At 61.8% G+C, this 25,774-nt stretch carries 26 protein-coding genes; 13 read left to right on the forward strand and 13 right to left on the reverse strand.

The genetic code is table 11. The features are described from left to right. Position 1 precedes the first annotated feature (1 nt). Positions 2 to 451 (forward strand): molybdopterin synthase catalytic subunit MoaE, encoded by a 450-nt coding sequence (gene moaE, locus CXQ82_RS05175; protein WP_101266739.1) that lies wholly within the window; start codon positions 2 to 4, stop codon positions 449 to 451. A 125-nt stretch (positions 452 to 576) separates the two neighbouring features. Here the strand turns inward: moaE and rhlB are convergent, their stop codons facing one another. Further along, entirely contained in the window at positions 577 to 2,043 is a 1,467-nt protein-coding gene (rhlB, locus tag CXQ82_RS05180; protein WP_371917336.1) for an ATP-dependent RNA helicase RhlB, read from the reverse strand. A 102-nt stretch (positions 2,044 to 2,145) separates the two neighbouring features. Next, positions 2,146 to 2,802 carry an alpha/beta hydrolase gene (locus CXQ82_RS05185; RefSeq protein WP_101266741.1) on the reverse strand — a complete coding sequence of 219 codons (657 nt, stop codon included), beginning with the start codon at positions 2,800 to 2,802 and terminating at the stop codon, positions 2,146 to 2,148. 347 nt (positions 2,803 to 3,149) lie between these two features. Here CXQ82_RS05185 and CXQ82_RS05190 point away from each other — a divergent pair, with 347 nt between their 5' ends. The 4 genes from CXQ82_RS05190 (at position 3,150) to CXQ82_RS05205 (ending at position 7,319) form a co-directional block, all read left to right on the forward strand. Beyond that, positions 3,150 to 4,181, forward strand: coding sequence for an amino acid ABC transporter substrate-binding protein (locus CXQ82_RS05190; RefSeq protein ID WP_101266743.1), 1,032 nt, complete (start codon positions 3,150 to 3,152; stop codon positions 4,179 to 4,181). A gap of 72 nt (positions 4,182 to 4,253) precedes the next feature. Continuing rightward, positions 4,254 to 5,435 (forward strand): amino acid ABC transporter permease, encoded by a 1,182-nt coding sequence (locus CXQ82_RS05195; RefSeq protein ID WP_101266745.1) that lies wholly within the window; start codon positions 4,254 to 4,256, stop codon positions 5,433 to 5,435. 10 nt (positions 5,436 to 5,445) lie between these two features. Then, complete coding sequence (locus CXQ82_RS05200; RefSeq protein WP_101266747.1) at positions 5,446 to 6,543, forward strand: amino acid ABC transporter permease; 1,098 nt, start codon at positions 5,446 to 5,448, stop codon at positions 6,541 to 6,543. 11 nt (positions 6,544 to 6,554) lie between these two features. Next, positions 6,555 to 7,319 (forward strand): amino acid ABC transporter ATP-binding protein, encoded by a 765-nt coding sequence (locus CXQ82_RS05205; protein ID WP_003171943.1) that lies wholly within the window; start codon positions 6,555 to 6,557, stop codon positions 7,317 to 7,319. A 52-nt stretch (positions 7,320 to 7,371) separates the two neighbouring features. Here CXQ82_RS05205 and CXQ82_RS05210 read toward each other — a convergent pair whose 3' ends face one another. Next, a complete protein-coding gene (locus CXQ82_RS05210; protein WP_101266750.1) occupies positions 7,372 to 7,860 on the reverse strand; it encodes a type II toxin-antitoxin system MqsA family antitoxin in 489 nt (162 codons plus the stop codon). Beyond that, a complete protein-coding gene (locus tag CXQ82_RS05215; protein ID WP_101266752.1) occupies positions 7,857 to 8,168 on the reverse strand; it encodes a type II toxin-antitoxin system MqsR family toxin in 312 nt (103 codons plus the stop codon). The genes CXQ82_RS05210 and CXQ82_RS05215 overlap by 4 nt, the downstream gene beginning before the upstream one ends. Positions 8,169 to 8,327: 159 nt before the next feature. On the opposite strand from CXQ82_RS05215, the gene CXQ82_RS05220 reads away from it, so the two are divergent. Together CXQ82_RS05220 and CXQ82_RS05225 are read left to right on the forward strand one after the other, a co-directional pair. Continuing rightward, entirely contained in the window at positions 8,328 to 8,987 is a 660-nt protein-coding gene (locus CXQ82_RS05220; protein WP_101266754.1) for a FadR/GntR family transcriptional regulator, read from the forward strand. Then, positions 8,977 to 10,242, forward strand: coding sequence for a CynX/NimT family MFS transporter (locus CXQ82_RS05225; RefSeq protein ID WP_101266756.1), 1,266 nt, complete (start codon positions 8,977 to 8,979; stop codon positions 10,240 to 10,242). The genes CXQ82_RS05220 and CXQ82_RS05225 overlap by 11 nt, the downstream gene beginning before the upstream one ends. 2 nt (positions 10,243 to 10,244) lie before the next feature. On the opposite strand, the gene CXQ82_RS05230 is transcribed toward CXQ82_RS05225, so the two are convergent. From CXQ82_RS05230 to CXQ82_RS05270, 9 genes are all read right to left on the reverse strand, one after another. Continuing rightward, positions 10,245 to 10,868 carry a DUF1120 domain-containing protein gene (locus tag CXQ82_RS05230; protein ID WP_101266758.1) on the reverse strand — a complete coding sequence of 208 codons (624 nt, stop codon included), beginning with the start codon at positions 10,866 to 10,868 and terminating at the stop codon, positions 10,245 to 10,247. 22 nt (positions 10,869 to 10,890) lie between these two features. After that, the gene (locus CXQ82_RS05235) at positions 10,891 to 11,541 is read right to left on the reverse strand and encodes a DUF1120 domain-containing protein (protein WP_101266760.1); all 651 of its coding nucleotides are present in this window, start codon (positions 11,539 to 11,541) and stop codon (positions 10,891 to 10,893) included. A gap of 15 nt (positions 11,542 to 11,556) precedes the next feature. Next, positions 11,557 to 12,684, reverse strand: a complete 1,128-nt coding sequence (locus CXQ82_RS05240) for a DUF1120 domain-containing protein (protein WP_101266761.1) — start codon at positions 12,682 to 12,684, stop codon at positions 11,557 to 11,559. Positions 12,685 to 12,695: 11 nt separating this feature from the next. After that, positions 12,696 to 15,131 carry a fimbria/pilus outer membrane usher protein gene (locus CXQ82_RS05245; RefSeq protein WP_177409884.1) on the reverse strand — a complete coding sequence of 812 codons (2,436 nt, stop codon included), beginning with the start codon at positions 15,129 to 15,131 and terminating at the stop codon, positions 12,696 to 12,698. 74 nt (positions 15,132 to 15,205) lie between these two features. Then, on the reverse strand, positions 15,206 to 15,904 hold the full coding sequence (locus CXQ82_RS05250; protein ID WP_101266763.1) for a fimbria/pilus chaperone family protein: 699 nt from the start codon (positions 15,902 to 15,904) through the stop codon (positions 15,206 to 15,208). Between the two features lie 27 nt (positions 15,905 to 15,931). After that, a complete protein-coding gene (locus tag CXQ82_RS05255) occupies positions 15,932 to 16,558 on the reverse strand; it encodes a DUF1120 domain-containing protein (protein WP_256581877.1) in 627 nt (208 codons plus the stop codon). A 64-nt stretch (positions 16,559 to 16,622) separates the two neighbouring features. Further along, complete coding sequence (locus tag CXQ82_RS05260) at positions 16,623 to 17,249, reverse strand: DUF1120 domain-containing protein (RefSeq protein WP_101266766.1); 627 nt, start codon at positions 17,247 to 17,249, stop codon at positions 16,623 to 16,625. A gap of 42 nt (positions 17,250 to 17,291) precedes the next feature. Beyond that, positions 17,292 to 17,906, reverse strand: a complete 615-nt coding sequence (locus CXQ82_RS05265; RefSeq protein ID WP_101266768.1) for a DUF1120 domain-containing protein — start codon at positions 17,904 to 17,906, stop codon at positions 17,292 to 17,294. Positions 17,907 to 17,952: 46 nt separating this feature from the next. Then, positions 17,953 to 18,582 carry a DUF1120 domain-containing protein gene (locus tag CXQ82_RS05270; RefSeq protein WP_101266770.1) on the reverse strand — a complete coding sequence of 210 codons (630 nt, stop codon included), beginning with the start codon at positions 18,580 to 18,582 and terminating at the stop codon, positions 17,953 to 17,955. A gap of 358 nt (positions 18,583 to 18,940) precedes the next feature. Here CXQ82_RS05270 and CXQ82_RS05275 point away from each other — a divergent pair, with 358 nt between their 5' ends. The 6 genes from CXQ82_RS05275 (at position 18,941) to CXQ82_RS05300 (ending at position 25,001) form a co-directional block, all read left to right on the forward strand. Further along, on the forward strand, positions 18,941 to 19,741 hold the full coding sequence (locus CXQ82_RS05275) for a response regulator (RefSeq protein WP_101266772.1): 801 nt from the start codon (positions 18,941 to 18,943) through the stop codon (positions 19,739 to 19,741). 199 nt (positions 19,742 to 19,940) lie between these two features. After that, the gene (locus tag CXQ82_RS05280) at positions 19,941 to 20,576 is read left to right on the forward strand and encodes a response regulator transcription factor (protein WP_101266774.1); all 636 of its coding nucleotides are present in this window, start codon (positions 19,941 to 19,943) and stop codon (positions 20,574 to 20,576) included. A 101-nt stretch (positions 20,577 to 20,677) separates the two neighbouring features. After that, a complete protein-coding gene (locus tag CXQ82_RS05285) occupies positions 20,678 to 21,148 on the forward strand; it encodes a nuclear transport factor 2 family protein (RefSeq protein WP_101266776.1) in 471 nt (156 codons plus the stop codon). A 36-nt stretch (positions 21,149 to 21,184) separates the two neighbouring features. After that, positions 21,185 to 21,460, forward strand: coding sequence for a GIY-YIG nuclease family protein (locus tag CXQ82_RS05290; RefSeq protein ID WP_101266778.1), 276 nt, complete (start codon positions 21,185 to 21,187; stop codon positions 21,458 to 21,460). 75 nt (positions 21,461 to 21,535) lie between these two features. Further along, positions 21,536 to 22,471 carry a glutathione S-transferase family protein gene (locus tag CXQ82_RS05295; protein WP_101266780.1) on the forward strand — a complete coding sequence of 312 codons (936 nt, stop codon included), beginning with the start codon at positions 21,536 to 21,538 and terminating at the stop codon, positions 22,469 to 22,471. Between the two features lie 109 nt (positions 22,472 to 22,580). Then, on the forward strand, positions 22,581 to 25,001 hold the full coding sequence (locus tag CXQ82_RS05300) for a TonB-dependent receptor (RefSeq protein WP_101266782.1): 2,421 nt from the start codon (positions 22,581 to 22,583) through the stop codon (positions 24,999 to 25,001). Positions 25,002 to 25,774: the final 773 nt, after the last annotated feature.

Below are 25,774 nucleotides of genomic sequence, written 5' to 3' on the forward strand. Positions count from 1 at the left end.
CATGGCCATTCGGGTGCAGGCCGAGGCGTTTGATCCGGGCGCGGAGCTGAACGCCATGCACGCGGCCAATGTGGGCGTGGGCGCGGTGGTGAGTTTTGTCGGCTACGTGCGCGACTTCAATGACGGCCGCGACGTGTCGGGGATGTTCCTGGAACACTACCCCGGCATGACTGAAAAGGCCCTCGGCAAGATCGCCGTCGAGGCCGAGCAACGCTGGCCATTGCTCAAGCTGGAAGTGCTGCACCGTGTCGGCGCGCTGGAGCCGGGCGAGCCGATCGTCTTCGTTGCGGTAGCCAGCGCCCATCGCCAGGCCGCGTTCGATGCCTGTGCGTTTGTGATGGACTACCTGAAAACCCGCGCGCCGTTCTGGAAGAAGGAAAACACATCGCAAGGCGCGCGCTGGGTGGAGGGGCGGGATAGCGACCACGCCGCTGCGGATCGCTGGAAGTAGCACGCTAAACACAGAAGCAAATGTGGGAGGGGGCTTGCCCCTGATAGCTGTGGATCAGTCAACAGAGATGTTGAATGTGCCACCGCCATCGGGGGCAAGCCCCCTCCCACATTTTTAACCGCGTTTCAGGCTTGAGGGCGTTTGCGTTCTACAGCCCGCAATAGATGCGTCGGCGGGGTTTCGCAACTGATCTTGCGCCCCAGCAGCGTCTCGATCGACGGCAACTGATACGAGTCATCCTCGCCCGCAAAACTGATCGACACACCGGCGGCCCCTGCACGGCCAGTACGGCCAATGCGGTGCACGTAGTCGTCCGGCACTTCCGGCAAGGTGAAGTTGATCACGTGGCTGATACCGTCGATGTGAATCCCACGCCCGGCCACGTCGGTGGCCACCAGCACGCGGATCTTGCCTTCGCGGAAGCCTTCCAGGGTCTTGATGCGTTTGTGCTGTGGCACATCGCCCGACAGTTGCGCGGCATTCACGCCATCGCGCACCAGGCGCTCCTCGATCCGGCGCACTTCGTCCTTGCGGTTGGCGAACACCATCACGCGCTCCCAACCGTTGTCGTTGACCAGGTTGTAGAGCAGCTTGTACTTGTCGGCACCGGCCACGGCGTAGATGTGTTGCTCGACGTTTTCGCTGGCGACGTTGAGCGCTTCGATCTCGACGATGGACGGGTCAGTGGTCCACTGCTTGGCGAGGTTCATCACGTCTTCGGTGAAGGTCGCGGAGAACAGCAGGGTCTGGCGCTCGGCTTTCGGCGGGGTCTGGCGAATGATCTGACGCACTTGTGGGATGAAACCCATGTCGAGCATGCGGTCGGCTTCGTCCAGCACCATCACTTCGACCATGTCCAGGTGCACGTCGCCGCGCTGGTTGAAGTCCAGCAGGCGGCCAGGGGTGGCCACCAGGATGTCGCAATGACGGGCTTCGAGGTGCTTGAGCTGCTTGTCGAAGTCCATGCCGCCCACGAACGTCATGACGTTGAGGCCGGTGTACTTGGTCAGGTCGGCGGCGTCCTTGGCGATCTGTACCACCAGCTCCCGGGTCGGGGCGATGATCAGTGCGCGTGGTTCACCCATGTAGCGCTCTTTGGGCGGCGGCGTCTGCAGCAGCTGGGTAATGATCGAGATCAGGAACGCGGCGGTCTTGCCGGTGCCGGTCTGGGCGCGGCCGATGGCGTCTTTGCCGGCAAGGGTGAAACCCAGCACCTGCGCCTGGATCGGCGTGCAATACGGGAAACCCAGGTCCTGGATGGCGTGCATCAGTTCCGGGGCCAGTTTGAAATCGTGGAAGCGGGTTTTGCCTTCCTGGGGCTCGACGACGAAGTCTTCGAGTTTCCATGGGATCACCGGCGGCTTTGGTGCGCGTTCGCGGCGAGGCTTGGGGGCCGGTGCGGGTGCAGCCTCTTCGGCGTTCACCGGCTCGGGGCGGGTCACCGTTGGCGTCTGCGCCGGGGTGACAGGTGCGGTCCGGCCGGGCTGTTTACCGTCGTTGCGGCTGCCGGGCGTGGGGACAGGAGCACTGGGAACAGGCGCGAGCGGCTCAGCCTCGCTTTTGCCGAACATCTTCTTAAGTGCTTTGAGCACGGTGATCTCATTAATTGGTTAAGGAATATACGCCGGCCAGTGTAATGCAAGAATCGGGCGCGGCGTAGTGCGTCTGTCATACGGCTACATAAACGCTGGTTTTCAGCCCAGGCGAGCGGTCAACCAGGCGCCGATATCACGTATCTCCTCGGGTAACACTTCGTGGCCCATTGGGTATTCCTGCCATGTCACGGTGACACCACGGCTCTTCAAATGCTCGTAGGCGCTACGGCCCATGGCGTTTTGCACCACATCGTCGTACTGGCCATGCAGGCAGAGGGTGGGAATGCGTTGCTGGCTGGCCGACAGTTCCAGCTCGTCACTGAAGGTCGGCGCGTAGGTCGAGAGGGCAATCACGCCACCCAATGGGCCCTGCCAGTTCAGGAACGCGGTGTGGAAGACCACGGCGCCGCCCTGGGAAAAGCCTGCAAGGAAAATCCGCGAGGCGTCTATTCCGGTCCTTTTTTGCGTTTCGATCAGATCGGTGACCATTGCTGACGATTCTTCCAGCTCTTGCAGGCTGATCGAGCGGGCCGGGCTCATGGCCTTGATGTCGTACCAGCTTGGCATCTCGTAACCACCGTTGATGGTCACCGGGCGGGTCGGCGCCTGGGGCAAAACGAAACGGGTGGTCAACAAGTTTTCCTGCAGGGCTTCGGCCACGGGCAGGAAGTCGTAGCGATCGGCACCCAGGCCATGCAACCAGATTACGCAGGCGTCTGCGGGCTTGGCGGGCTGAAGAATCAAGGGTTCGGTCATGTCTGCTCCATATATGTGCGTGCGCTCCGAATGGGTGCGTCGGAACGGTGCGTAACGAGTGGATCTGTTAAGTAGATGTCGCAAGGTTGAATCTTTTGCGCTTGACCATGGGCTGAAACGACTCAGCCGTGACTCTGGTACGGCGCTTGCTATGCATTCAGCGATGTCAGGTCTCTCTTACGGCGGTAACACTATCAGTGACTGCCGCTTGTGGGATAGCAACTGGACTTATAGCGACAGCCCCGAACCGTTTGACCCCAAAAAAAGCCAACACGGGTCAAGGTCGCCTCAAAAGGGTGCGGTGGGGTTCGAGCTCCGACACAACAAGAGCAAAACTGGAGGTTTGAATGAAGGTATTGAAATCCACCCTGGCCATCGTTTGCGCGGCGGCTGTACTGGGTGTCAGCGGTTTCGCCCAAGCCGGCGCCACCCTGGACGCTGTACAGAAGAAAGGCTTTGTGCAATGCGGCGTGAGTGACGGTCTGCCGGGTTTCTCGGTACCGGATGCCAGCGGCAAGATCCTGGGGATCGACGCTGACGTTTGCCGCGCTGTAGCTGCTGCTGTGTTCGGTGATGCAACCAAGGTCAAATTCAGCCAGTTGAACGCCAAGGAGCGTTTCACCGCGCTGCAATCGGGCGAAGTCGACATCCTGTCCCGTAACACCACCATGACCAGCTCCCGCGACGCCGGCATGGGCCTGAAATTCCCGGGCTTCATCACTTACTACGACGGCATCGGCTTCCTGGTAAACAACAAGCTGGGCGTTAAAAGTGCCAAGGAACTGGACGGTGCAACCATCTGCATCCAGGCCGGTACCACCACCGAGCTGAACGTTTCCGACTACTTCCGCGGCAACGGCCTGAAATACACCCCGATCACCTTCGACACCTCCGATGAAAGCGCCAAGTCGCTGGAATCCGGTCGTTGCGACGTGCTGACTTCCGACAAGTCCCAACTGTTCGCCCAGCGCAGCAAGTTGGCCGCGCCGAAAGACTACGTGGTTCTGCCGGAAACCATTTCCAAGGAGCCGCTGGGCCCGGTCGTGCGTAACGGCGACGACGAGTGGCTGGCCATCGTGCGCTGGGTTGGCTACGCCATGCTCAACGCTGAAGAAGCCGGCATCACCTCCAAAAACGTGGAAGCTGAAGCCAAGTCCACCAAGAACCCTGACGTAGCCCGTCTGTTGGGTGCTGATGGCGAATACGGCAAAGACCTGAAAGTTAAGAAAGACTGGGTTGTACAGATCGTCAAGCAAGTCGGTAACTACGGTGAAGTGTTCGAGCGCAACCTGGGCAAGAGCACCCCACTGGAAATCGACCGTGGCCTGAACGCGCTGTGGAACGCCGGCGGCATTCAATACGCACCACCTGTGCGCTGATCGCTGATGGTTCAATCACCCGGTGGGCCAACCGCCGGGTGATGTTCTGTTCCATTACTACCGGGGCACTTCATGCAAAATCAAATCGGCGCACCAAAGCAGAAGCTCAGCTTCAGCGATCCCAAAGTGCGTGCGTGGCTCTTCCAGATCATCACGATTGTGGCGGTGGTCTCGCTGGGCTGGTACCTCTTCAACAATACCCAGACCAACCTTCAACACCGGGGCATTACCTCGGGTTTCGACTTTCTTGAACGCAGTGCCGGCTTCGGCATCGCGCAGCATTTGATCGACTACACCGAATCGGACAGCTATGCCCGGGTCTTTGTCATCGGTTTGCTCAACACCTTGCTGGTGACCTTTATCGGCGTGATCCTCGCGACGCTGCTCGGGTTTGTCATCGGCGTGGCGCGGCTGTCGCCGAACTGGATGATCAACAAGCTGGCGACCGTGTATGTGGAAGTGTTCCGCAACATTCCGCCGCTGTTGCAGATCCTGTTCTGGTATTTCGCGGTGTTCCTGACCATGCCGGGGCCGCGTAACAGCCATAACTTCGGCGATACCTTCTTTGTCAGCAGCCGGGGCCTGAACATGCCGGCCGCGCTGGCGGCTGATGGGTTCTGGCCGTTTGTGGTCAGCATCGTCGTCGCCATCGTGGCCATCGTGCTGATGGCACGTTGGGCCAACAAGCGCTTTGAAGCCACCGGCGTACCGTTCCATAAGTTCTGGGCGGGCCTGGCGCTGTTCATCGTGATCCCGACGCTGTGTGCCCTGGTTTTCGGCGCGCCGCTGCACTGGGAAATGCCCAAGCTGCAAGGCTTCAACTTTGTCGGCGGCTGGGTATTGATCCCTGAACTGCTGGCGTTGACGCTGGCGCTTACCGTGTACACGGCAGCGTTTATCGCCGAGATCGTGCGTTCGGGCATCAAGTCCGTCAGCCACGGCCAGACCGAAGCTGCACGCTCCCTGGGCCTGCGCCCTGGGCCGACGCTGCGCAAGGTCATCATCCCGCAGGCCCTGCGAGTGATCATTCCGCCGCTGACCAGCCAATACCTGAACCTGGCGAAGAACTCGTCGTTGGCCGCCGGTATCGGTTACCCGGAAATGGTTTCGCTGTTTGCCGGCACGGTGCTCAACCAGACCGGCCAGGCCATCGAAGTCATTGCCATCACCATGAGCGTGTACCTGGCGATCAGCATCAGCATTTCCCTGCTGATGAACTGGTACAACAAGCGCATTGCGCTGATCGAGCGGTGAGGAAACGCACATGAGTTCGCATACTTTCAAACCTGATATGCCGCCGCCGAGCAAAGTCTTCGGCCCGGTGGCATGGATGCGCGCCAACCTGTTTTCCAGTTGGCTCAATACCCTGTTGACGTTGCTGGCGTTCTACCTGGTTTATCTGGTGGTGCCGCCGATCCTGCACTGGGCCATCCTCGACGCCAACTGGGTCGGGACCACCCGCGCCGATTGCACCAAAGAGGGCGCCTGCTGGGTGTTTATCCAACAGCGCTTCGGGCAGTTCATGTACGGCTACTACCCCGCCGACTTGCGCTGGCGCGTGGACCTGACCGTATGGCTGGCCATCGTTGGCGTGGCGCCGTTGTTCATCTCGCGCTTCAAGCGCAAGGCGATCTACGGCCTGAGCTTCCTGGTGCTGTACCCGATCATCGCCTTCTGCCTGCTGCATGGCGGGGTGTTCGGCCTGGCCAACGTGGCCACCAGCCAATGGGGCGGCCTGATGCTGACCCTGGTGATCGCCACCGTCGGCATCGCCGGCGCCTTGCCGCTGGGCATCCTGCTGGCGCTGGGGCGGCGTTCGAACATGCCGGCGATTCGTGTGGTCTGCGTGACCTTCATCGAATTCTGGCGCGGCGTGCCGTTGATCACCGTGCTGTTCATGTCTTCGGTGATGCTGCCGTTGTTCCTGCCGGAAGGCATGGGCATCGACAAGTTGCTGCGGGCGTTGATCGGCGTGATCCTGTTCCAGTCGGCCTATGTGGCGGAAGTGGTGCGCGGTGGCTTGCAGGCAATTCCCAAGGGCCAGTACGAAGCGGCCGCAGCGATGGGCCTGGGTTACTGGCGCAGCATGGGCCTGGTGATTCTGCCGCAAGCCCTGAAGCTGGTGATCCCGGGCATCGTCAATACGTTTATTGCGCTGTTCAAGGACACCAGCCTGGTGATCATCATCGGCCTGTTCGACCTGCTCAACAGCGTCAAGCAAGCTGCCGCCGACCCCAAATGGCTGGGCATGGCCACTGAAGGCTATGTATTCGCGGCCCTGGTGTTCTGGATTTTCTGTTTTGGTATGTCGCGCTATTCCATTCATTTGGAACACAAGCTCGACACAGGCCACAAGCGTTAGGAGTTGATGTTATGAGCGAAGCGATCAAACAGCCTGTGAGCCCTGAAGGCATTATCCAGATGCAGGGCGTCAACAAGTGGTACGGCCAGTTCCACGTGTTGAAAGACATCAACCTCAACGTCAAGCAGGGCGAGCGTATCGTGCTGTGCGGCCCGTCGGGTTCAGGCAAGTCCACCACCATCCGCTGCCTCAACCGTCTGGAAGAGCACCAGCAAGGCCGCATCGTGGTCGATGGCGTGGAACTGACCAACGACCTCAAGCAGATCGAAGCGATCCGCCGTGAAGTCGGCATGGTGTTCCAGCACTTCAACCTGTTCCCGCACCTGACCATCCTGCAGAACTGCACGTTGGCGCCGATGTGGGTACGCAAGATGCCCAAGCGCAAGGCCGAAGAAATCGCCATGCACTACCTGGAGCGCGTGCGTATTCCGGAACAGGCCCACAAGTTTCCGGGGCAACTGTCCGGCGGCCAGCAACAGCGTGTGGCGATTGCCCGCGCGCTGTGCATGAAGCCGAAAATCATGCTGTTCGACGAACCGACCTCGGCGCTGGACCCGGAAATGGTCAAGGAAGTACTCGACACCATGATCGGCCTGGCCGAAGACGGCATGACCATGTTGTGCGTGACCCACGAAATGGGCTTTGCGCGCACCGTGGCCAACCGTGTGATCTTCATGGACAAGGGCGAGATCGTTGAGCAGGCGGCGCCGAATGACTTCTTCGACAACCCGCAAAATGATCGGACCAAGTTGTTCTTGAGCCAGATTCTGCACTGATCGATGTTTGAAACAATAAACCCGGCCTGGTGCCGGGTTTATTTTTGCCTGTCTAGGAGGCTTTCAGGGCTTTTTGCGTTTCGTTGTTGGTGGTGTAGCTGAAGGCGTTCCGCAGGTCTGCACCTTCGGCCAGTTCTTTGACGTCGGTGAGCAAGTGGGGGTAACGATCCAGCAGACGCAGCAACACCATCACCGGTTTGGGCGGTGTTATTTCGCCGCGTTCGTAGCGTGAGAATGCGTTGTGCCCGCCACCGGAGAGCAATTGCACGGTTTCTTTTTGCGTGAGGTGCAGCATGCGGCGGATACGCTTGAGTTCGGCGCCCATCATCCCTCGGGCGGCGTGGAGCAGATCATCACTTGCCTTGGCATGGCGGTCGCAGCTGTCGGGGTCATACATGCCGTCTTCACAGACCTGGCATTCCCAGCCCGATAGATCATCAATGCGCCGCTCCATGCCTTTTATGCACATGGTTTCGCTGCGGCCTTCAAAGCGTGTCATGGCGTCGGGGGCGCCACAGATACAGCACTGTTGCGTTTTCATGGGTTCATCCCTTTGAAGGAGATCACCGGTGGGTTACTACCTGAGCAGTAAGTGACCTTGATGTAAATCTCCAGACCGTGTGAATGGGTGTGGTAGACGTCATGCCAGACCCGGTGATCGGCATAGGTGGTCATCGACTTGTACAACATCCTGTTTTGCAATTCGAAAACGACCGCTTGCATCTCAGCGAGATCAAGGTCGAGAGCCTCTGCGGTTTTCTTTGCCGCACGTGTGAAAGCCTTGGCACCAAGCCGTCTCACATCCGCCTTTATCACCGCCAAATCGTAATGAGGTGTGTACTTTTCCATAAGACACCTGAGTCCAATAATTACCCTCTAAGGGTAATTTTACCAATCGAAAATACTGCTCCTTTCCCTGCCTAAGAACCCTAGTGCCTTGCCCTTGTAGGCAACTCCGAATAGGCTGTGGGAAAATTCATCCTATGATTGGACGAAAGTGAAAAATCCATGACAGACATCGCCCCCCTGATCAAACGCTCGCTGGTCGACCAGGCCCTGGAGCAGTTGCGCTGGCGTATTACCGAAGGCAAATGGGCGGTTGGCGAACGCCTGCCCACCGAGCCCGAGTTGTGCGCCGAGCTGGGCATCAGCCGCAATACCGTGCGCGAGGCCATGCGGGTGTTGGCATTCTCGGGGTTGATCGAAATCCGCCAGGGTGACGGCAGTTACCTGCGCTCAATGACCGACCCGCTGGGCGCGATGCGGGCGTTGTCGCATTGCTCACTGGAGCAGGCGCAGGAAACCCGGCAGATTCTGGAAGTGGAGGCCATCGGCCTGGCCGCGCTGCGTCGTACCGAGGAAGACCTCAACGGGCTGCGCCAAGCCCTCAAGGCCAGCGCCGAGCTCTACCACGGTGACCTGGAGGCCTATATCAGCGCCGACCTGGTGTTCCACAAACGGCTGGTGGATGCCGCACGCAATCCGGCGTTGAGCGAGCTGTACCACTATTTCTCCGCCATCGTCGCCGCCCAGTTGCGCCAGACCCTGAGCATCTCACCGCGTCGCCAGGCCGTATTCGACCTGCATGTCGCCCTGCTCGAAGCCGTGGAACACCAGGACCCGGAACGCGCCAAATCCCTCTGCCGGCAGTTGATCAATGAACCTTGAAGCCAAGCGCACACCCGAACTCGAAGAACTGCTGATCGACGCCGAAGCCGACGACGACGTGGTGCAACATAGCCACCCGGCGGTGAAGCGCCCGTGGCTGTTGCTGCTGGGCCTGATCCTGGTGGCGTTGAACCTGCGCCCGGCGCTGTCGAGCATGGCGCCGTTGCTGGCAGACGTCTCCAGCAGCCTCGGGTTGTCGGCGGCCAAGGCCGGCCTGCTGACCACCTTACCGGTGCTGTGCCTGGGCCTGTTTGCGCCCATGGCGCCCATCCTGGCCCGGCGTTTTGGCGCCGAGCGGGTGGTGTTGGGGATTTTGCTGACGCTGGCCGCCGGCATCATTCTGCGCAGCTCTTTTGGTGAAGTGGGATTGTTCGCCGGCAGCCTGATCGCCGGTGCGAGTATCGGCATCATCGGCGTGTTGCTGCCGGGTATCGTCAAGCGTGATTTCGCCAAACAGGCCGGCACCATGACCGGCGTGTACACCATGGCCCTGTGCCTGGGCGCGGCGTTGGCGGCGGGGGCCTCGGTGCCGTTGAGTCATTACTTTGCTGACAGTTGGCCCGTCGGCCTGGGCTTCTGGGTGCTGCCGGCACTGGTCGCGGCGTTGTTCTGGCTGCCGCAGGTCGGCCAGAAACACGGGGCCCACCAGGTCGCTTACCGGGTTAAGGGCCTGCTGCGTGACCCGCTGGCCTGGCAAGTGACCTTGTACATGGGCCTGCAATCGTCCTTGGCGTACATCGTGTTTGGCTGGCTGCCGTCGATCCTGATCGGCCGTGGCCTGAGCGCCACCGAAGCCGGGTTGGCGCTGTCTGGCTCGATCATCGTGCAGTTGGCCAGTTCCCTGGCCGCGCCCTGGCTGGCCACTCGGGGCAAGGACCAGCGCCTGGCGATTGTGGTGGTGATGCTGCTGACCCTCGGCGGCCTGTTCGGTTGCCTTTACGCACCGTTGGACGGGCTGTGGGGGTGGGCGATCCTGCTCGGCCTGGGCCAGGGCGGTACGTTCAGCCTGGCACTGACCTTGATCGTGCTGCGCTCGCGCGATTCCCATGTGGCGGCCAACCTGTCGAGCATGGCCCAAGGCATCGGCTACACCCTGGCGTCCATGGGCCCGTTCGCGGTGGGCCTGGTGCATGACTGGACCGGCGGCTGGGGCGCGGTGGGCTGGATCTTCGCGGTGATCGGCCTGGGCGCGATCATCGCGGGGTTGGGCGCAGGGCGCGCGCTGTATGTGGACGTCAGCAGTGAAAAGGTCTAGCGCTACAAGTACCTCATTGTCAGGGTCATGGAGCCATCGATAGGCACCTCTTGGGTCAATGGCAACGTATTGGCCGGGGCGATGTTGGGGGTGATGCTCAGGTCTGCGATCACCTGTTGGATCGGTGTCGGGGTCAGTATTTTTGGGGTGGCGGCGAACGACGTGAGGAACATATGCGACAGCAAATCCGTCGGGGCCCAGGTCGCTGAGGTGTCTGAACCGATGGGATACACGCGTGTGCCATTGTCCAGAATCGACTCAAGTCTCAGGCTCATATAACCGAGCTGTGTGCCACCGTCGATAAGCCCCAGACCGAAGCGAACTGAATTCCCGGTGTAGGCGGAACCTGCACGGTTATCACTGGGCGCAAGGGCCAGCAAGGTCGGGGCAGCACAGGTGATCGTCAGTTGCAGGCGATGTGTCGGCAACCGGGTTGGCTGGTCGACGTTCAGGTCCTTGGCGGCAATCTTGCCCAGGTCGTACACGCCGCCATTGGACAGGTTGGGCTCGCAGGCACTGGGAGTAATCACGCCGGTGATGTTCAGGTCGACGCTGGACGCCGCGATAGCCTGGCTCGCGCCGACCAGTATCAGGGCGGCGAACAGGGGGGTTGTAAACTTACTCATGGCTGGCTCATTTGTTGAAGGGTTATAGGTAAAGCACTTCAAGCGTGGCCGAGCCGTCGATGGGGGTGTCCACCGTCAGGTCCAGGTTCTGCTTGGCGTTGATCACGGTTTGCAGCGTGAGGGTGCTGGTCAAGTTCTGGATGGCCGAAGGCCCGGCAGTGCTGCCCGCTACGTCGGTGAAGCCCAGAAAACTCCTGGAACCGATGTCGATGGCGTTGGTGTTGGAGATGCGCCAGGCGACGCCGCCGGTGGTTGACTCGGTGCCATAGGTCACCGGCAAGGCATCGGCCACGGTCTGTTTGGGGTCAAAGCTCAGCGAATACACACCGAGCTTGTTGCCTGCGCGGTCCAGCCCTAGCCCGTAATAGATCTCGCTGTTGACGTGCGCGGTGCCGTCGCGGTTATCGGCCATGCGCAGCGCGTAACGGCTCGGGGCCTCGCAGTTGATGGTTATGCTGAGGTTGCGCACCGGCAGGCGTGTGCCGCGATCGGCGTTCAAGTCCTGTTGGGAAATCTTGCCGTAGTCGACCAACCCGCTGCTCGACAGCGCAGGCGTGCAGGCTGTGGGGGTGAGCAGTCCGGTGATAGCGAGGTCGGTGCTGGACGCCGCCATGGCGCCGGCGCTGAGGCCCAATAGGGCAAGCGTTGCGAGGGAAAGCTGGCGCAGGTTCATGACCATACTCCTTGTTCAGAGGTAGATAATTTCAATCGTGCCCGACCCATCGAGCACGACGTCTGTGCGCAGATCCAGGCTGTTCATGGGCGACAGAATGGCGCGCACGCTGATCTGCCCGCTGAGGTTCTGGATTGCGATGGGGCCGGCATGGCTGCCGGGTGTTTCGGTGAAGCCCAACAAGCTGTTACTGCCGATGGGAATCGGGTAGCCGCTGGAACTGCTCCAGGCCACGCCGCCGGTGGTGGAGTCGGTGCGATACACATGGGGCAGGGCATCGGCGCGCAGGTCGAAGGGGTCGAAATAAAGGTAATAGCGACCGATTTTATTGCGGCCGTCGTCCACCCCCAGGCCGTAGGCGGTTTCGTCGGTGCCGCCGGTGGCCGAGCCTTTGCGGTTGTCTTGCATGCGCAAGGCAAAACGGGTGGGGCCGTCGCAGCCGATGCTCAGCATCAGGTTGCGCGAGGCCAGCCCGGTTTCCTTGTCGGCGCTCAGGCTCTTGGCCCACATCCGACCAAAATCGACGATGCCGCCGTTGGACAGGCTGGCCTCGCAGGCCGCCGGAGCGAAGCCGGCTTGCAGTGACAACTCCCGGGCGCGGCCCGTGTTCACGGCGTCGATCAACCCGGTGGCTTCCCAGGTCACGGCGTCGCGCACTTGCGTGGCGTCGGCCTGGGCCCAGGCGCTCACCTGCAACTGTGCGGAAAAGCTGCTGCCAGTGGTGGGCAGGCCATCGCGCAACGGCACGATGGCATGCTCGGGCCGCCAGTCGAGTGCCTGGCCGCGGGCAGTGGGCGCCTGGCCTTGCCCGGTGACCAGGCCCAATTCCACGGCCTGGCCGTCGAGCACCGCATCGCTGATCTGCACCCGGTAGCTGCCGCGCTCGTTAAAGCGGTAACGTTCGGCGGTGGCCGCCAAGGCCCGGTAAAACACGTGCAGGTCGGTGGGCGTCGGGCAGTTGAGGTTGAGGCTCAGGCGGCGCTCGCCCAGCAGGATTTCAGCGCTGGGGTTGCGCTGCACTGCGCGGTTCATCACGCCGAAATCCAGGCGCGCCTGGCTCAGGTTGAGCTGGCAGTCATCGGCGTGCGCCTGGCCCTGGACGACGGCGGCCAGGGCCACGCCCAGCAGTAAAAATCGCTTCATCAGAGTGTTCCTCATGGCGTCACACAGCGCGCCGGGGCGGTTTCGAAATACACTTGCGGGTCGGCGTCCTGCGCAAGGTCGACCTGCAGTTCACAACGGCGCATGCCCTCGGCCTTGACCCACAAGCGGCGCGGGTCCATCACGTTCGGCAGGAACACCTGGCTGCCTTCCTGCACCAGGGTCACGAACTCGCCGTCGGCGGTGCTAACAGTGGCGCCGCGGGGCAGCGGCGCGCCATGGTCGGTGGTGACGGTGAGCAAGGCGCGACGGGTCAGGGCCACGCCGAATTCCACGCGGTCCACCGCGCCGCGCCCGGCGGTGATCACGGCGAGGCCGTTGCTGATATCGGCATTGCGTGGCAGCGACTGGGTTTGCACTTCCACGGCACTGCGCCCGTAGGCAGACACCTGCGGCACCACCGCCTGGCCGAGGGCGTCGGTCCACACCGGGCCGCTTGGCGTGGTGAGCTTGACCCCGGCCATATCGCCCACCGACACCAGCGCGAAGGTGTCGCGCACCGGGTACGGCGAGAACGTCACCCCACCGCTGTGGGCCACCACCGCGCCGCGCGCGCCGCCCTGGTAGCTGGAGCGTTCGGCGTCGGAGCGGCTGTAGTTGAGGTCCAGTTGCGCGTAACGCGGCAAGTAGGACACGCCCAGGGTGGACTCCACTTGCTGGTCGCGGCTGTCATGCTCGGCGCTGACCCGGTAACTGAGTTGATCGTTGATCTGCTCGTTCACCCCCAGGCCGATACGGTGCTCGCCACCGGAATTACGCACCCAGGCGCGGCCACGGCGGTTTTCGCCGAGGGGCACGCTGAGGTTCAGGTACACCGCGTTCTCGTCATTCTGGCGGCCGCTGACCTGCCACTCGGCGCTGGCCGAGAGCGAGACGCCACGCACGCTGGTGCCCCATGACGCGAGGGCGCGGCTGCTGTTTTCGCCGTTGAAAGTAGTGGTGCGCGACACCCCGGCGTTGACCGCGCCCAGCCATGGATGGGCCCAGCCCAGTGACAGGCTCTGCTGGTCGCGATAGCGGGTACGCCGGCCTTCGTCGTCGCGCGAATCGTAGTAGGTGGTGTCCTCCAGTTCCCGGTAGCCCATGGTGCGGTGGGACGCGCCGGCGGTGATCGACCACTGCTGGCCCAGGCGTTGCGACAGCGTGAGGTCGGTTTGCACCCCGCGCTCGTGTTGGCGTTGGGCATCGGCAATTTGGGTCGACAGCTGCACCTGCCCGTCGGGCCATGGCAACAGGCCCAGGCTGGCGCCGGTCGCGCGGTAATCCTCAGCGACCAGCCCGCCGGCGCCCACGCTCAGTCGCGGGTTCAGCGCACCACTCCAACCGGCACTTACAACCCACGGATCGTCGCCCTGGGTATTGCCGATATTGCGCACCCGCCCGGCCCCCACCGAGTAACCCGCGGCCGGCAGGCCAATGCCGAGCATGGCCGCCGGCACGGTGAAACGCCGTTCTTCGCCGCTGCTTTCCTTGACGGTGACTTCAACGTCGGCACGCGTGTTCAGGCGCCGTACATCGGTCAGCGAGAACGGCCCGGCCGGCACCACCGTGGAGTGAATCAGCGCGCCGTTCTGGCGCACTTCAACCTGGGCCGGGCTGTTGGCGATGCCGTTGATGGTCGAGCCTTGTTCCTGGTCCTGCAGCGCCTGTTCGGTGAACACCTGCATACCGGTGATCTGTGCCGAGGACAGCACCGGGTTGTAGAGGCTGATCTGCCCGGCCTGCAACACCGCTTGCTGCTCGGCGAACGTACGCTGGGCATAGGCTTCCAGGTGTGTGGTGCGCGAGCGGGAATCCTGCCAGGTCTGCACCTGGCGGCTGCGCACGATCCAGTCGCCGGCGTTGAAGCCCACCTCGGTATTGGCCGAGCCGAAGCGGCTGGCGTCGTCGCCATAGCGGTTGTACAAACCGGTGAGGTCGTAGTTGAGCAGGCCGGCGAAGCCACCGGTTTCATAACCGGACAGCTCGCGTTGACGTGGGCGCAGGGCTTCGGTGGGCACGATCAGGCTCACGCTCAGGCTGGCGGGGTCTTGCTCCACCACGGTTTGCGGGTACTCGCCGAGGAAGTCATGGCAGCCGCTGTCGCCCAGTGGCGCGGGTACCACCAGGTCGGCGGCGTCCAGTAGCGGCCGGTCAAAGCACAGCGCGCCCTGGCCGTCGAAGCGTGCATCGAGGCGGCCACGGCGCTGGCCGTTCACCGTCAGGCTCACGGCGTGGTGCCCGCTGGTATAGCGCGGTGCGTCCAGCAGCAGGTAGGCCAGCTCCGGGTCGATGCCGCGCTGGTGCAGGGTTTTCGAGTCAAAGGTGTCGGCCAATGCCTCGGCCGACAGCAGGGCCATGGTCAGTGGCAGCGCGGCCCTGAACAGGGCGGGGCGCAAAGGACAGTCGGGCACGGCTTCGCCGGCCGGGTCAGTGGTTACTGTGTTCACGTAAGGCACTCAAGTTATGGAAGACCGCAACGGTTGGCGGGCTTCCCGGTGACAGTCACAGGGCTGTCACTTCGTTATTCAGCGTTAGCTGCGGTTATCGGTGCTTCATAGGCGGCGACGGCAAAGCCGTACACGGTGGCCGGTTGCAGGCGTACGGCCGTGGCGGCGTGGGGCGCGCTGAGCCGCAAGGTTTCACCGGGTAGTACGTAGGTTCGTGGTAGCACCAGGCCTTGTTTGCCGGGCAGCAGTTGCAGCTCTTGCGCCAGACGCACCACGTAAGGCGTGGGGTTGGCGATGTTCAGGTGGCCGTCTTTGAGCGCCCAGGTGAGCCCGGTCCAGGGCGTGCGGTTTGGCGCCAGGCCCTTGGGGTGAATGATCACTGGCAGGTTTTGCCGCACGGTCACGCCGACGCGCGCATGCCCGGCCTGCTGGGCGTCGCGGTCCTTGGGCATGCCTTCGAAGATCACGCGTTTCAGGCGCTGGGTTTGCAGCGGCGTGCGGTTCTGCAGAATGAAGCGCACCAGCTGGCTTTTGTCCGCTTCCACCCGGGACAGGGGCGGAGTGACAAACAGCAGTGACTCGGTGTCTTCCGGGATGTTTTCGAGGGTGACGTGCAGCAGCGCCAGCTTGCCGTCAGTGTTGGTGACCGACACCGAGGCTTCGCCATCGGCCTCGTTGACGATCACCACCGAGGTGTCGGGCACCATGCCGTCGGCGAACACGTGGCTGCTCAGTAGCCAGCCCAGGGCCAGCAAGGTTGGAAAGGTCTTCATGATGCACTTCCTGAAATGATCACGGGCTTAGAGGTAACGCAGGTCCAGCACCAATGAACCGTCGAGGGGAACGTCTTGCCTGAGGGTCAGGCGGTTCGCCGGGTTGATGGTGGTTTGCGCACGGATACGGGTGTTCAACATGACGATGGGCTCGGGAAACGGCCGGCCGGGGCGGGCGAAGCCCATCAGGGTCCTGGGGTGGATGGCCGGTTGAGGAGACCAGCCGCCGCTTTGGGGTTTGGACGCAAGGGACTGCATGATTTGGCCGTCCCCTTGCGCGGTTTCGAACGCCAGGCCCACGGAGCCCAAATGTTCGGTGGGCACGTTGGGGTTTGTGCCCAGGCCGTAGGTGGTCTCCGGTGCGGTGGACGAATCCTCGCGGCTGTCCAGGCCGATCAGGGCAAACAGCATGGGGCCGCTGCAGATGATCTCCACCTCCAGCCACTGGCTGGGCAAGGGGGTGGGCGCTTCCTGGTTCAATGTATGAACGGGGATGGTGCCGTGGTCGATCACCCCGCTGCCGGACAGCGCGATGGTGCAGGAGCTGGGGGTGACCAGGCCAGAAAGGGTCATTTCAGTCGCGCTGCGGGCAAACACGCTAGAGCCGGTGTTGAGCAATAACAGCGCCGCGCACAGGCGTAGGGTTCTGTTCATCATTCGGTCTTCAATGTGTTCGGTACAAATAAGGCGCCTCGCCGCGCACGGCGAGGCGACGGGTTTACAGGTACTTCACTTCGAACGTGGCCGAGCCGTCGATGGGGTGTTCATCGCTCAGGTCGAGGCTGTCGGCGCGGGCGATACGCCCGTAGACCAGCATGTCGGTGGTCATTTGCTGGATGGGTACCGGCGACCAGATACCGGCAGATTGATTGCCGAATGCCCCCAGCGAGCTGGGCGTCAGTACCGCATCGCCCGACTCGAACCAGGTCGTGCCGTTGTCCATCGACTCCAACACGGTGACAGCTACGGAGTCGGCGACTGCGTTCATCAGGACCACGTCATAGCTGCCGAGTTTTTGCGTGCCGTTGATCAGCCCCAGACCGTAGGAGCCTGAAGTGTTAGACCCCGCGCGGTTATCACTGCCTTTGAGCGCGAACAGCGTGCTCCCCTCGCAACTGATGCTTAATTGCAGCGTCGCGGTCGGCAGAGGCGTAACAGTGGTGAGGTTCAAATCCTTGGCAGAAATCTTGCCGTAGTCGACCATCCCGGCGCCGGACAGGCTAGGGGTGCAGGCATTCGGGGTGATGATGCCTTTGACGGTCAGGTCGACGGTTGACGCCGCCAGGGCAGAGGCGCTGGTGCTGATCAGTAGCGCGGTGGCCAGGGCATTGAGCGTGAGTTTCATGGGGCACACGTTTCCTTTCGAGTGGGGCTGATGAAAAAGGGGTTACAGGTACTTGAGTTGTACGGTGGCGTTGCCGTCCAGTGGCACTTCGTCCAGCACGGTCAGGCGGTCGGTGCCATCAATCATGGTGAACAGGCGCAACTCGGCGGTGAAGCGCGTCACGGCAATCGGCGTGAGGCCGGTACCGACGGCGATGGCGGTTTGCAGGTGCGGGCCGAGGGAAACCGACGGCCTCCAAGTGGCGCCGCCATCGCTCGATACGATGATCTTCGCGGCGACGCCGTCGGCGACCGGGTTGAACAGCCCGAAACCTGCGCTGCCGAGTTTTTCGTTATTGGCTGTCATGCCCAGGCCATGCCAGTTCTGGTTGATCGCCGAAGTACCCGCGCGGTTATCGAAGGTGCTCATCGCGAGGAACGTCGGCGCGTCACAGAGGATTTCCAATTGCATGGTTTGCGGCGTCAGAGAGGTCGGCAGGTCTGCACTGAGCTCCTTGGCCGTCATCTTTCCGTAATCCACTACACCACCGCCGGAGAGCTTGGGATCACAGGCATTGGGCGTGATGATGCCGATGACGGCGAAGTCGGTGTTGCTGGCGGCCAGCGCGGTGGGGGCCAGCAGTACAGCGGCGAGAAAAACAGCGGGTGAAAAATTCATAGGCAAGCGGCACCTTTGGTTGCAGAGTCGATGGCGTATGAGAGGGTTACAGGTACAGCACTTCAAGGGTGGCCGAGCCGTCGATATTGACTTCGTTGCTCAGGTCGAGGCCGTCGGTGCGGTTGATGTAGCCGTTGTAATTGACCTCGGTGACCAGCTCTTGGGTGGGGCGAGGTGTGCTGACGTCTGCCAGGGTGGCCACGGAGAGCATGAGGCCGTGCTCGAAGGAGTCGTATTTCTCCCAGGTGGTGCCGTTGTCGAATGAGGCGACGGACTGCACGACTTCGCCGTCGGCCAACGGAGGGTTGGCAGATGAGCCCATGCTCAAACTGTAGAAACCCAATTTCTGCGTGCCATTGATCAACCCCAGGCCGAAGCGGCTGCCTGACCCCGAGCCCAGACGGTTATCCGTTGCCTTGATGGCGAACAGCACGGGCGCATCGCAGGTCACGGTCATTTGCAGGCTGACGGCCGGCAATGGCGTAACCCTGTCGGTGTTGAGGTCCTTGGCCGACATCTTGCCGTGGTCGATGACCCCGCCGCTGGACAGGCCAGGGGTGCAGGCATTCGGGGTGATGATGCCCTTGACGGTCAGGTCCACGGTGCTGGCGGCGAACGCCGGCGCGGTGCCCGTGATCAGCAGGGCGCTGGCAACGGCGATAAGGTGCTTGTTCATGATGTGTAGTCTCGGTGTTGGGTCAACTGACGGGTGCGCGTCGCCGCAGCGCGTTAACAGGTGCGGTTGGGCATAGGGTCAGTTCGGATAGTTGGCCGCCAGCTGAATTGGCGGGTTGCCCTTTTGGGCTGGGGCGCAATTTAGCGCCGGGGCAGGGGAGGGGAAATACAACAAATACGACATTCCGCTGGTGTCGGAATTGGTTTTTTACAGTGTAGGAAAACCTGCGTTTTCGTAGTTGTTGTATCGTAACAACACCACTTATGTGGATATCTAATGTCGATATTGCGTTGTTTTTGAGTGTGTCGAAATGGCCACCAAAAAGAACTTCATCGCCTGAATAGATATCGAGGTGGCCATGAGGCCAAGGGGTCCTGCTCAACCATCACCCTGGGGCAGCCCTCCTGCGCACTGGTGCAACCTGAGCGTACTGGTCGCTGACGACCACGCCACCTACGGCGCATTGATGGGCTGGTTCCTGCAAAAGTTCGGGCTTGGCCACGAAGTGGTCGCTGACGGGCATAAAGCCTTATTGGCCAGTGGGCTCCGACGTTTCGACCTGGTGATCAGCGATTGTCGGATGCCGGTGCTGGATGGCTACGACATGGCTCGGCAGATGCGCCTTCGCGAGCGCGTCGAAGGCCGCCAGCGAGTCCCGATCATTGCCTTGACCGCCCACCTGACGCCCGACGATCTGCAGCGCGGCCTTGAGGCCGGCATGGACGCCTGGCTGCTCAAACCGTTGTCGGCCCAGCGCCTGCGTGAAGTCCTGGAGCACTGGCTACCGGGGCCGTCAGGCTACGCCGCCAGCCCGTTTGTGGCCGTGGTGCCGGCACGCTGGCCAACCCGTGCCGAACTGATCGAAACCTTTGGCGATGAGCAGGTGGTAAACCGCCTGCTGCGCAGCCTCTTGCATGAGGCCAATGTGGACTATGCCGGCCTGCTGCATGCCTGTAACACCCTGGATCAACAAGCCACCGTTGAGTGTTTGCATCGCTTGCTGGGCAGCCTGGCGTTTCTTGCCGGCACCGAGCCGGACCCGAGCGCGGCGCTTTTGATCGAGGACGTGCGTCAGCACGGCATTGTGCGCAACGAGCGGGCACTGCAGAAATTCGAGCAAGGGCTGACGGTGTATCTGCGGTATTTGACAGATTTATGAAGGATTTGGCCGGTTTTGTAGGTCATGTCCACGCTGTGCGTAGCTTTAATATGTAGGTCATGTCCTTTTATTTTGTAGGCGAAAACTCAAGCGCTAACGGGTGCGGGGCCAAGTGAAAAACGCTCTTGTTTGGGCGGTTGTTGGCGACGGTGGACAGCGCTATTTTTCTTGATCAATTTGCCATCATTCGTGGTTTTTTATGTTTCGCGTAATTATTGCTGACGATCACCCCATTGTGCGCATTGGCCAGCGGGTGGTGATCGAGGCGGGCGGTACGTGCAAGGTGGTGGGTGAGGCCGAGGGGCCCGATGAGTTGCTCGTGCTGTTGGGTAACACGCCGTGCGATCTACTGGTGACCGACTTCACCATGCCGGGCGGGCAGCAGGCCGACGGTTATGTGCTGTTGGGGTTGCTGCGACGCCAATACCCGGATTTACCGGTGATTCTGGTGACGATGTTCGCCAATATCGTCACCTTACGCGCCTCCTTTGCCCAAGGCGCGCGGGCGATCATCGCCAAGAGCGCCTCATCCAAGGAGTTGCCGTTGGCGATCAGGGCTGTCACCCAAGGCAAGACGTTCGTCAGCGAGGGGCTGCGTGCGCAGATGGTCGAGGCCGGGACCCGTGATCAATCCCAACAACCCCAGTTGTCCAGCCGCGAGCGTGAGGTGGTGCGCCTGCTCGCCAGCGGTATGACCGTCAGCGAGATCGCCGCCCAGGTCAATCGCAGTGTTTCCACCATCAGCAAGCAGAAAAGCACCGCGATGAACCGCCTGTGCATTTCCACGGATGTGGATCTGTTCGCCTATGCGCGAAGTTGTGGGATGGTGCCATAGCCGCAGGCTTGCATGGATATTCCTGTCATTAATGCCGATAGTCTTCTCGGCACTTGAGGATTATCGTATCCAGCCTCTCCACTCTTTTGCGGAAACTGCCCATGAGCGACGCCCATAACGCCTTGATCACCGAGTTCTACAGTGCTTTCCAGCGCCTGGATGCCGAAGCCATGGCGGCCTGCTACACCGAGGATGTGCTGTTCAGCGACCCGGCGTTCGGTGAATTGCGTGGGCGCGATGCCGGGGACATGTGGCGCATGCTGACTACCCGGGCCAAGGACTTCTCGCTGACCTTCGACCATGTGCGCAGTGATGACACCACCGGCAGCGCACATTGGGTGGCCACGTACCTGTTCAGCGCGACCGGCAACACCGTGGTCAACGATATCGGCGCGCGGTTTGTGTTTCGCGACGGCAAGATCTGCGAGCACCACGATCATTTCGACCTGTGGCGCTGGTCGCGCCAGGCCCTGGGCCTCAAGGGCCTGCTGCTGGGCTGGTCGCCGGCCTTGAAAAACGCCGTGCGTGCCCAGGCACTCAAAGGCTTGAAGGCATTCCAGGCCAGTCGTTGATAAACTTGGCGTTCTTCTGGTTTGCCGAATTGATCCGTGACGACTCCCACTGAACCCAAACCCTGGTTCGTCTACCTGGTGCGTGCCGCCAACGGCGCGCTGTATTGCGGCATCAGCAATGACCCGGTGCGCCGTTTTGCCTCGCACCAGAGCGGCAAGGGCGCGCGGTTTTTCCTGTCCAGCCCGGCCGTGGCGCTGGTGTACACCGAGCAGTGCGCGAGCAAAGGCGAGGCGCTGCGCCAGGAGCGCTTGATCAAAAAGCTGAAAAAAAGCGCCAAGGAATGTCTGGCGGCGAGTGGCTCATTGATTTGACTGATGGGTTCCCATCGACCCCATTTGCGTTATTGCAGGCTAAGCTGGCGGCTCACTTCTCCAGCGGAGCCTGGCATGTCCGAGTTGATCCTGCACCACTACCCGCAGTCCCCATTCGCTGAAAAAGCCCGCCTGTTACTGGGCTTCAAGGGCTTGTCCTGGCACTCGGTGCATATCTCGCCAGTGATGCCCAAGCCCGATCTGACGGCCCTGACCGGCGGCTATCGCAAAACCCCAGTGCTGCAAGTGGGCGCGGATATCTACTGCGACACCGCGTTGATCGCGCGGCGCCTGGAGCAGGAAAAATCCGCACCGGCGCTGTTCCCCCAAGGCCTGGAACTGGTGACCCAGGGTTTTGCCGCCTGGGCGGATTCGCTGGTGTTTTCCCATGCCGTGGCGCTGGTGTTTCAGCCCGAATCCCTGGCCGTGAAATTTGCCAAGGTGCCGCCGCAAATGCTTGAGGTGCTGGTGGCCGACCGCAGCAAATTGTTCAGCGGCGGCACGGCGGCCCGGGTGCAGTTGGACCAGGCCAAGCACCAATGGCCGGCGATCGTCAGCCGCATCGATCAGCAATTACGCCACCAGGCGGGGGATTTTCTGTTCGGCGAGCCTTCGATTGCCGACTTTGCCCTGGCCCATCCGCTGTGGTTCCTCAAAGGCTCCAGCGTGACGTCGCCATTGGTGGATGGCTACCCTGCCGTCGCCGCTTGGCTGGACCGGGTATTGAGTTTCGGCCACGGCACCTCCACCCAAATGAGCGCCGAGCAGGCCCTGGAGGTGGCGCGTAACGCGGCGCCGGCGGCGTTGCCGGAGGAAGTATTCGAGGACTTGAATGGCTTCAAGGCAGGCCAGCAGGTGACGATTTCGGCGACGGACTACGGTACTGACCCAGTAGCCGGCGAACTGCTGTTCGCTGGCCGCGAAGAACTGATCCTACGCCGTACCGACGAACGTGCTGGCACCGTGCACGTGCATTTCCCACGCATGGGTTTTCGCATTCAGGCGCAATAAATAAAAATATTTGCAAACAAATGTGAGGTAAATCCCCCGCCCATCCGTGTAGTGCTTGAAACTGCGATCTATTCGCATTAACAGCGTTTTCTACACGGGTTCTCACAGCATGAAGTCGACGGCGGGCGGTTTGGTTAAACAGTGGTTGGGAGCCTCGGTATTGGCGGTTTCAGGGCTGGCATTGCTGCCCCTGGCCGTGGCGCAGGCGCAGGAGCAGCAAAGCGCCCAGTTCACCTTTGCCCTGGCAGCCAAACCGCTGCCCCAGGCCTTGAGCGATTTCAGCCGGGTCACCGGTATCAGCGTGATCTACACCGATGAAGCGCCCTACGGCCTGAGTGCCCCGGCGGTCAGCGGGCAAATGAGCGCGACCCAGGCCCTGCAACGCCTGCTGAGCAAGTCGGGCTTCACCTTCCGCCAGATCGATGCCCGCACCCTGGCCCTGGAGCCCGTGCCCACCGACGGCGCGGTCAACCTCGGCGCCACCACCATCAGCGGCGTGGGCCAGACCCAGGACACCACCAGCTACCAGCCACCGCCCACCAGTTCGGTGATGCGTTCCCACGGCCTGCTGCTGGAAACCCCGCAAACCGTCAATGTGGTGCCCGCCCAAGTGCTGCGCGACCAGCTCCCGCGCAACCTGGATGATGCCCTCGGCAATATCAGCGGCATCACCCAGGCCAACACCCTGGCCAGTACCCAGGACGCGGTGATGCTGCGCGGTTTTGGCGACAACCGTAACGGTTCGATCATGCGCGACGGCATGCCGGTGGTGCAGGGCCGGGCGTTGAACGCCACGGCCGAGCGGGTCGAAGTGCTCAAGGGCCCGTCGTCGCTGCTCTACGGCATCCAGGACCCGGGCGGTGTGGTCAATATCGTCAGCAAAAAGCCTGAACTGGTGCAATCCACCGCCCTGACGGTACGCGGCTCCACCTTTGGCGACGGCAAGAACGGCAGCGGCGGCAGCCTCGACACCACCGGCCCGATTGGTGACTCGGGCTTGGCCTATCGCCTGATCGTCGACCATGAAGATGAAGACTACTGGCGCAACTTCGGTACCCACCGCGAGACGCTGGTGGCGCCGTCCCTGGCCTGGTATGGCGACACCACCAAGTTGCTGTTTGCCTACGAACACCGCGAATTTCTCTCGCCGTTCGACCGTGGCACCGCCATCGACCCCAAGACTAACCACCCCTTGGATATCCCGGCGACGCGACGGCTGGATGAGCCGTTCAACAATATGGAAGGTCGCTCGGACCTGTATCGCTTTGAAGCCGACCATGATTTGAACGACGACTGGAAAGTCCATTTCGGCTACAGCTGGAACCGCGAAACCTACGACGCCAGCCAGGTGCGCGTCAGCGCCGTAAACGCCAATGGCACCCTGACCCGGCGCATGGACGGCACCAAAGGCGCGATCACCACCGACCGTTTCACCACTGCGAGCCTTGAAGGCAAGGTCAACGTGTTCGGCCTGCAGAACGATCTGGTGTTTGGCGTGGATGACGAATACCGCAAGATCTACCGCGCCGACCTGATTCGCCAGAATTCACGCAGCACTTTCAACTACAACAACCCGGTCTACGGCAACGAAGTGGCAGGCACTACCGTCAGCGCCGCCGACAGTGCCCAGACCGACCTGCTGCGCAGCGACTCGCTGTTCTTCCAGGACGCGATCCACCTGACCGACCAGTGGATTTTCGTGGCGGGCGCGCGCTACCAGATGTACGACCAATACGCCGGCAAGGGCGTGCCGTTCAAGGCCAATACCGACGGCAATGGCCAGGCCTGGGTGCCGCGTGCCGGCCTGGTGTATCGCTACACCGATGAGCTGTCGTTCTACGGCAGCTACACCGAGTCGTTCAAACCCAACTCCACCATCGCCGCCCTGGCCGATGGCAGCACCTTGACCGGCGACCTCACGCCCGAGAGGTCCAAGTCCTGGGAACTGGGTGCCAAACTCGATATTCCTGGGCGCATTACTGCTAGTGCGGCGCTGTTCAATATCGACAAGCGCAATGTATTGGTGTCGTCGGAAGTGGCTGGAAGCACCATCTATAGTCTGGCCGGCCAAGTCCGCTCCCGTGGCCTGGAATTGGACGCTACTGGCCAGTTGACCGACCAATGGAGCCTGATCGGCAGCTACGCCTACACCGACGCCGAAGACGTGAAAGACCAAGACCCGACGCTGGAAGGCAACCGCTTGCAGAACGTGGCCAAGCACACCGGCTCGCTGTCGGTGGCCTACGACTTCGGCAGCATTTTCGGTGGTGACCAACTGCGCGTGGGCACCGGCGCGCGCTATGTCGGCGAACGTGCCGGCGACGCTGCCAACGATTTCACCTTGCCGGGCTACACCGTGGCGGACGCGTTCGCTACCTACGACACCAAGATCGACGGGCAGAAGGTCAAGTTCCAGGTCAATGTGAAGAACATGTTCGACCGCACCTACTACACCTCAGCGGCCAGCCGGTTGTTCGTATCCATCGGCGATGCACGTCAGGTGTCGGTATCGAGCACCCTGGAGTTCTAATATCACTGCAAGAACCCCTGGTGAACACGGCTCTTGTGGCGAGCGGGCTTGCCCGCGTTGGGCTGCGAAGCGGCCCCAAAACCTGCCAGCCAGATTTTTCAGGTGCACCGAGGTGCCTGGATTGGGAGTGCTTCGCACTCCAGCGCGGGCAAGCCCGCTCGCCACAGCAAGCCCGCTCGCCACATGTAGAGTGAGCTATTAGCGTTGCCGGTATTGATGGCATTGCGGATCACGATGCACACCTCAGCGGCCAGCCGGTTGTTTGTGTCCATCGGCGATGCACGGCAGGTGTCGGTGTCGGGCACCCTGGAGTTCTAATATCACTGCAAGAACCCCTGGCGAACACGGCTCTTGTGGCGAGCGGGCTTGCCCGCGTTGGGCTGCGAAGCGGCCCCAAAACCTGCCAGCCAGATTTTTCAGGTACACCGAGGTGCCTGGATTGGGAGTGCTTCGCACTCCAACGCGGGCAAGCCCGCTCGCCACATGTAGAGTGAGCTATTAGCGTTGCCGGTATTGATGGCATTGCAGGTCACGATGCACACCTCAGCGGCCAGCCGGTTGTTCGTATCCATCGGCAATGCACGGCAGGTGTCGGTGTCGAGCACCCTGGAGTTCTAATATCACTTAAAGAATCCCTGGCGAACACGGCTCTTGTGGCGAGCGGGCTTGCCCGCGTTGGGCTGCGAAGCGGCCCCAAAACCTGCCAGCCAGATTTTTGCAGGTACACCGAGGTGCCTGGATTGGGAGTGCTTCGCACTCCAACGCGGGCAAGC

It is taken from the genome of Pseudomonas sp. S09G 359 (assembly GCF_002843605.1).
In the GTDB taxonomy this organism is placed as follows: Bacteria; Pseudomonadota; Gammaproteobacteria; order Pseudomonadales; family Pseudomonadaceae; genus Aquipseudomonas.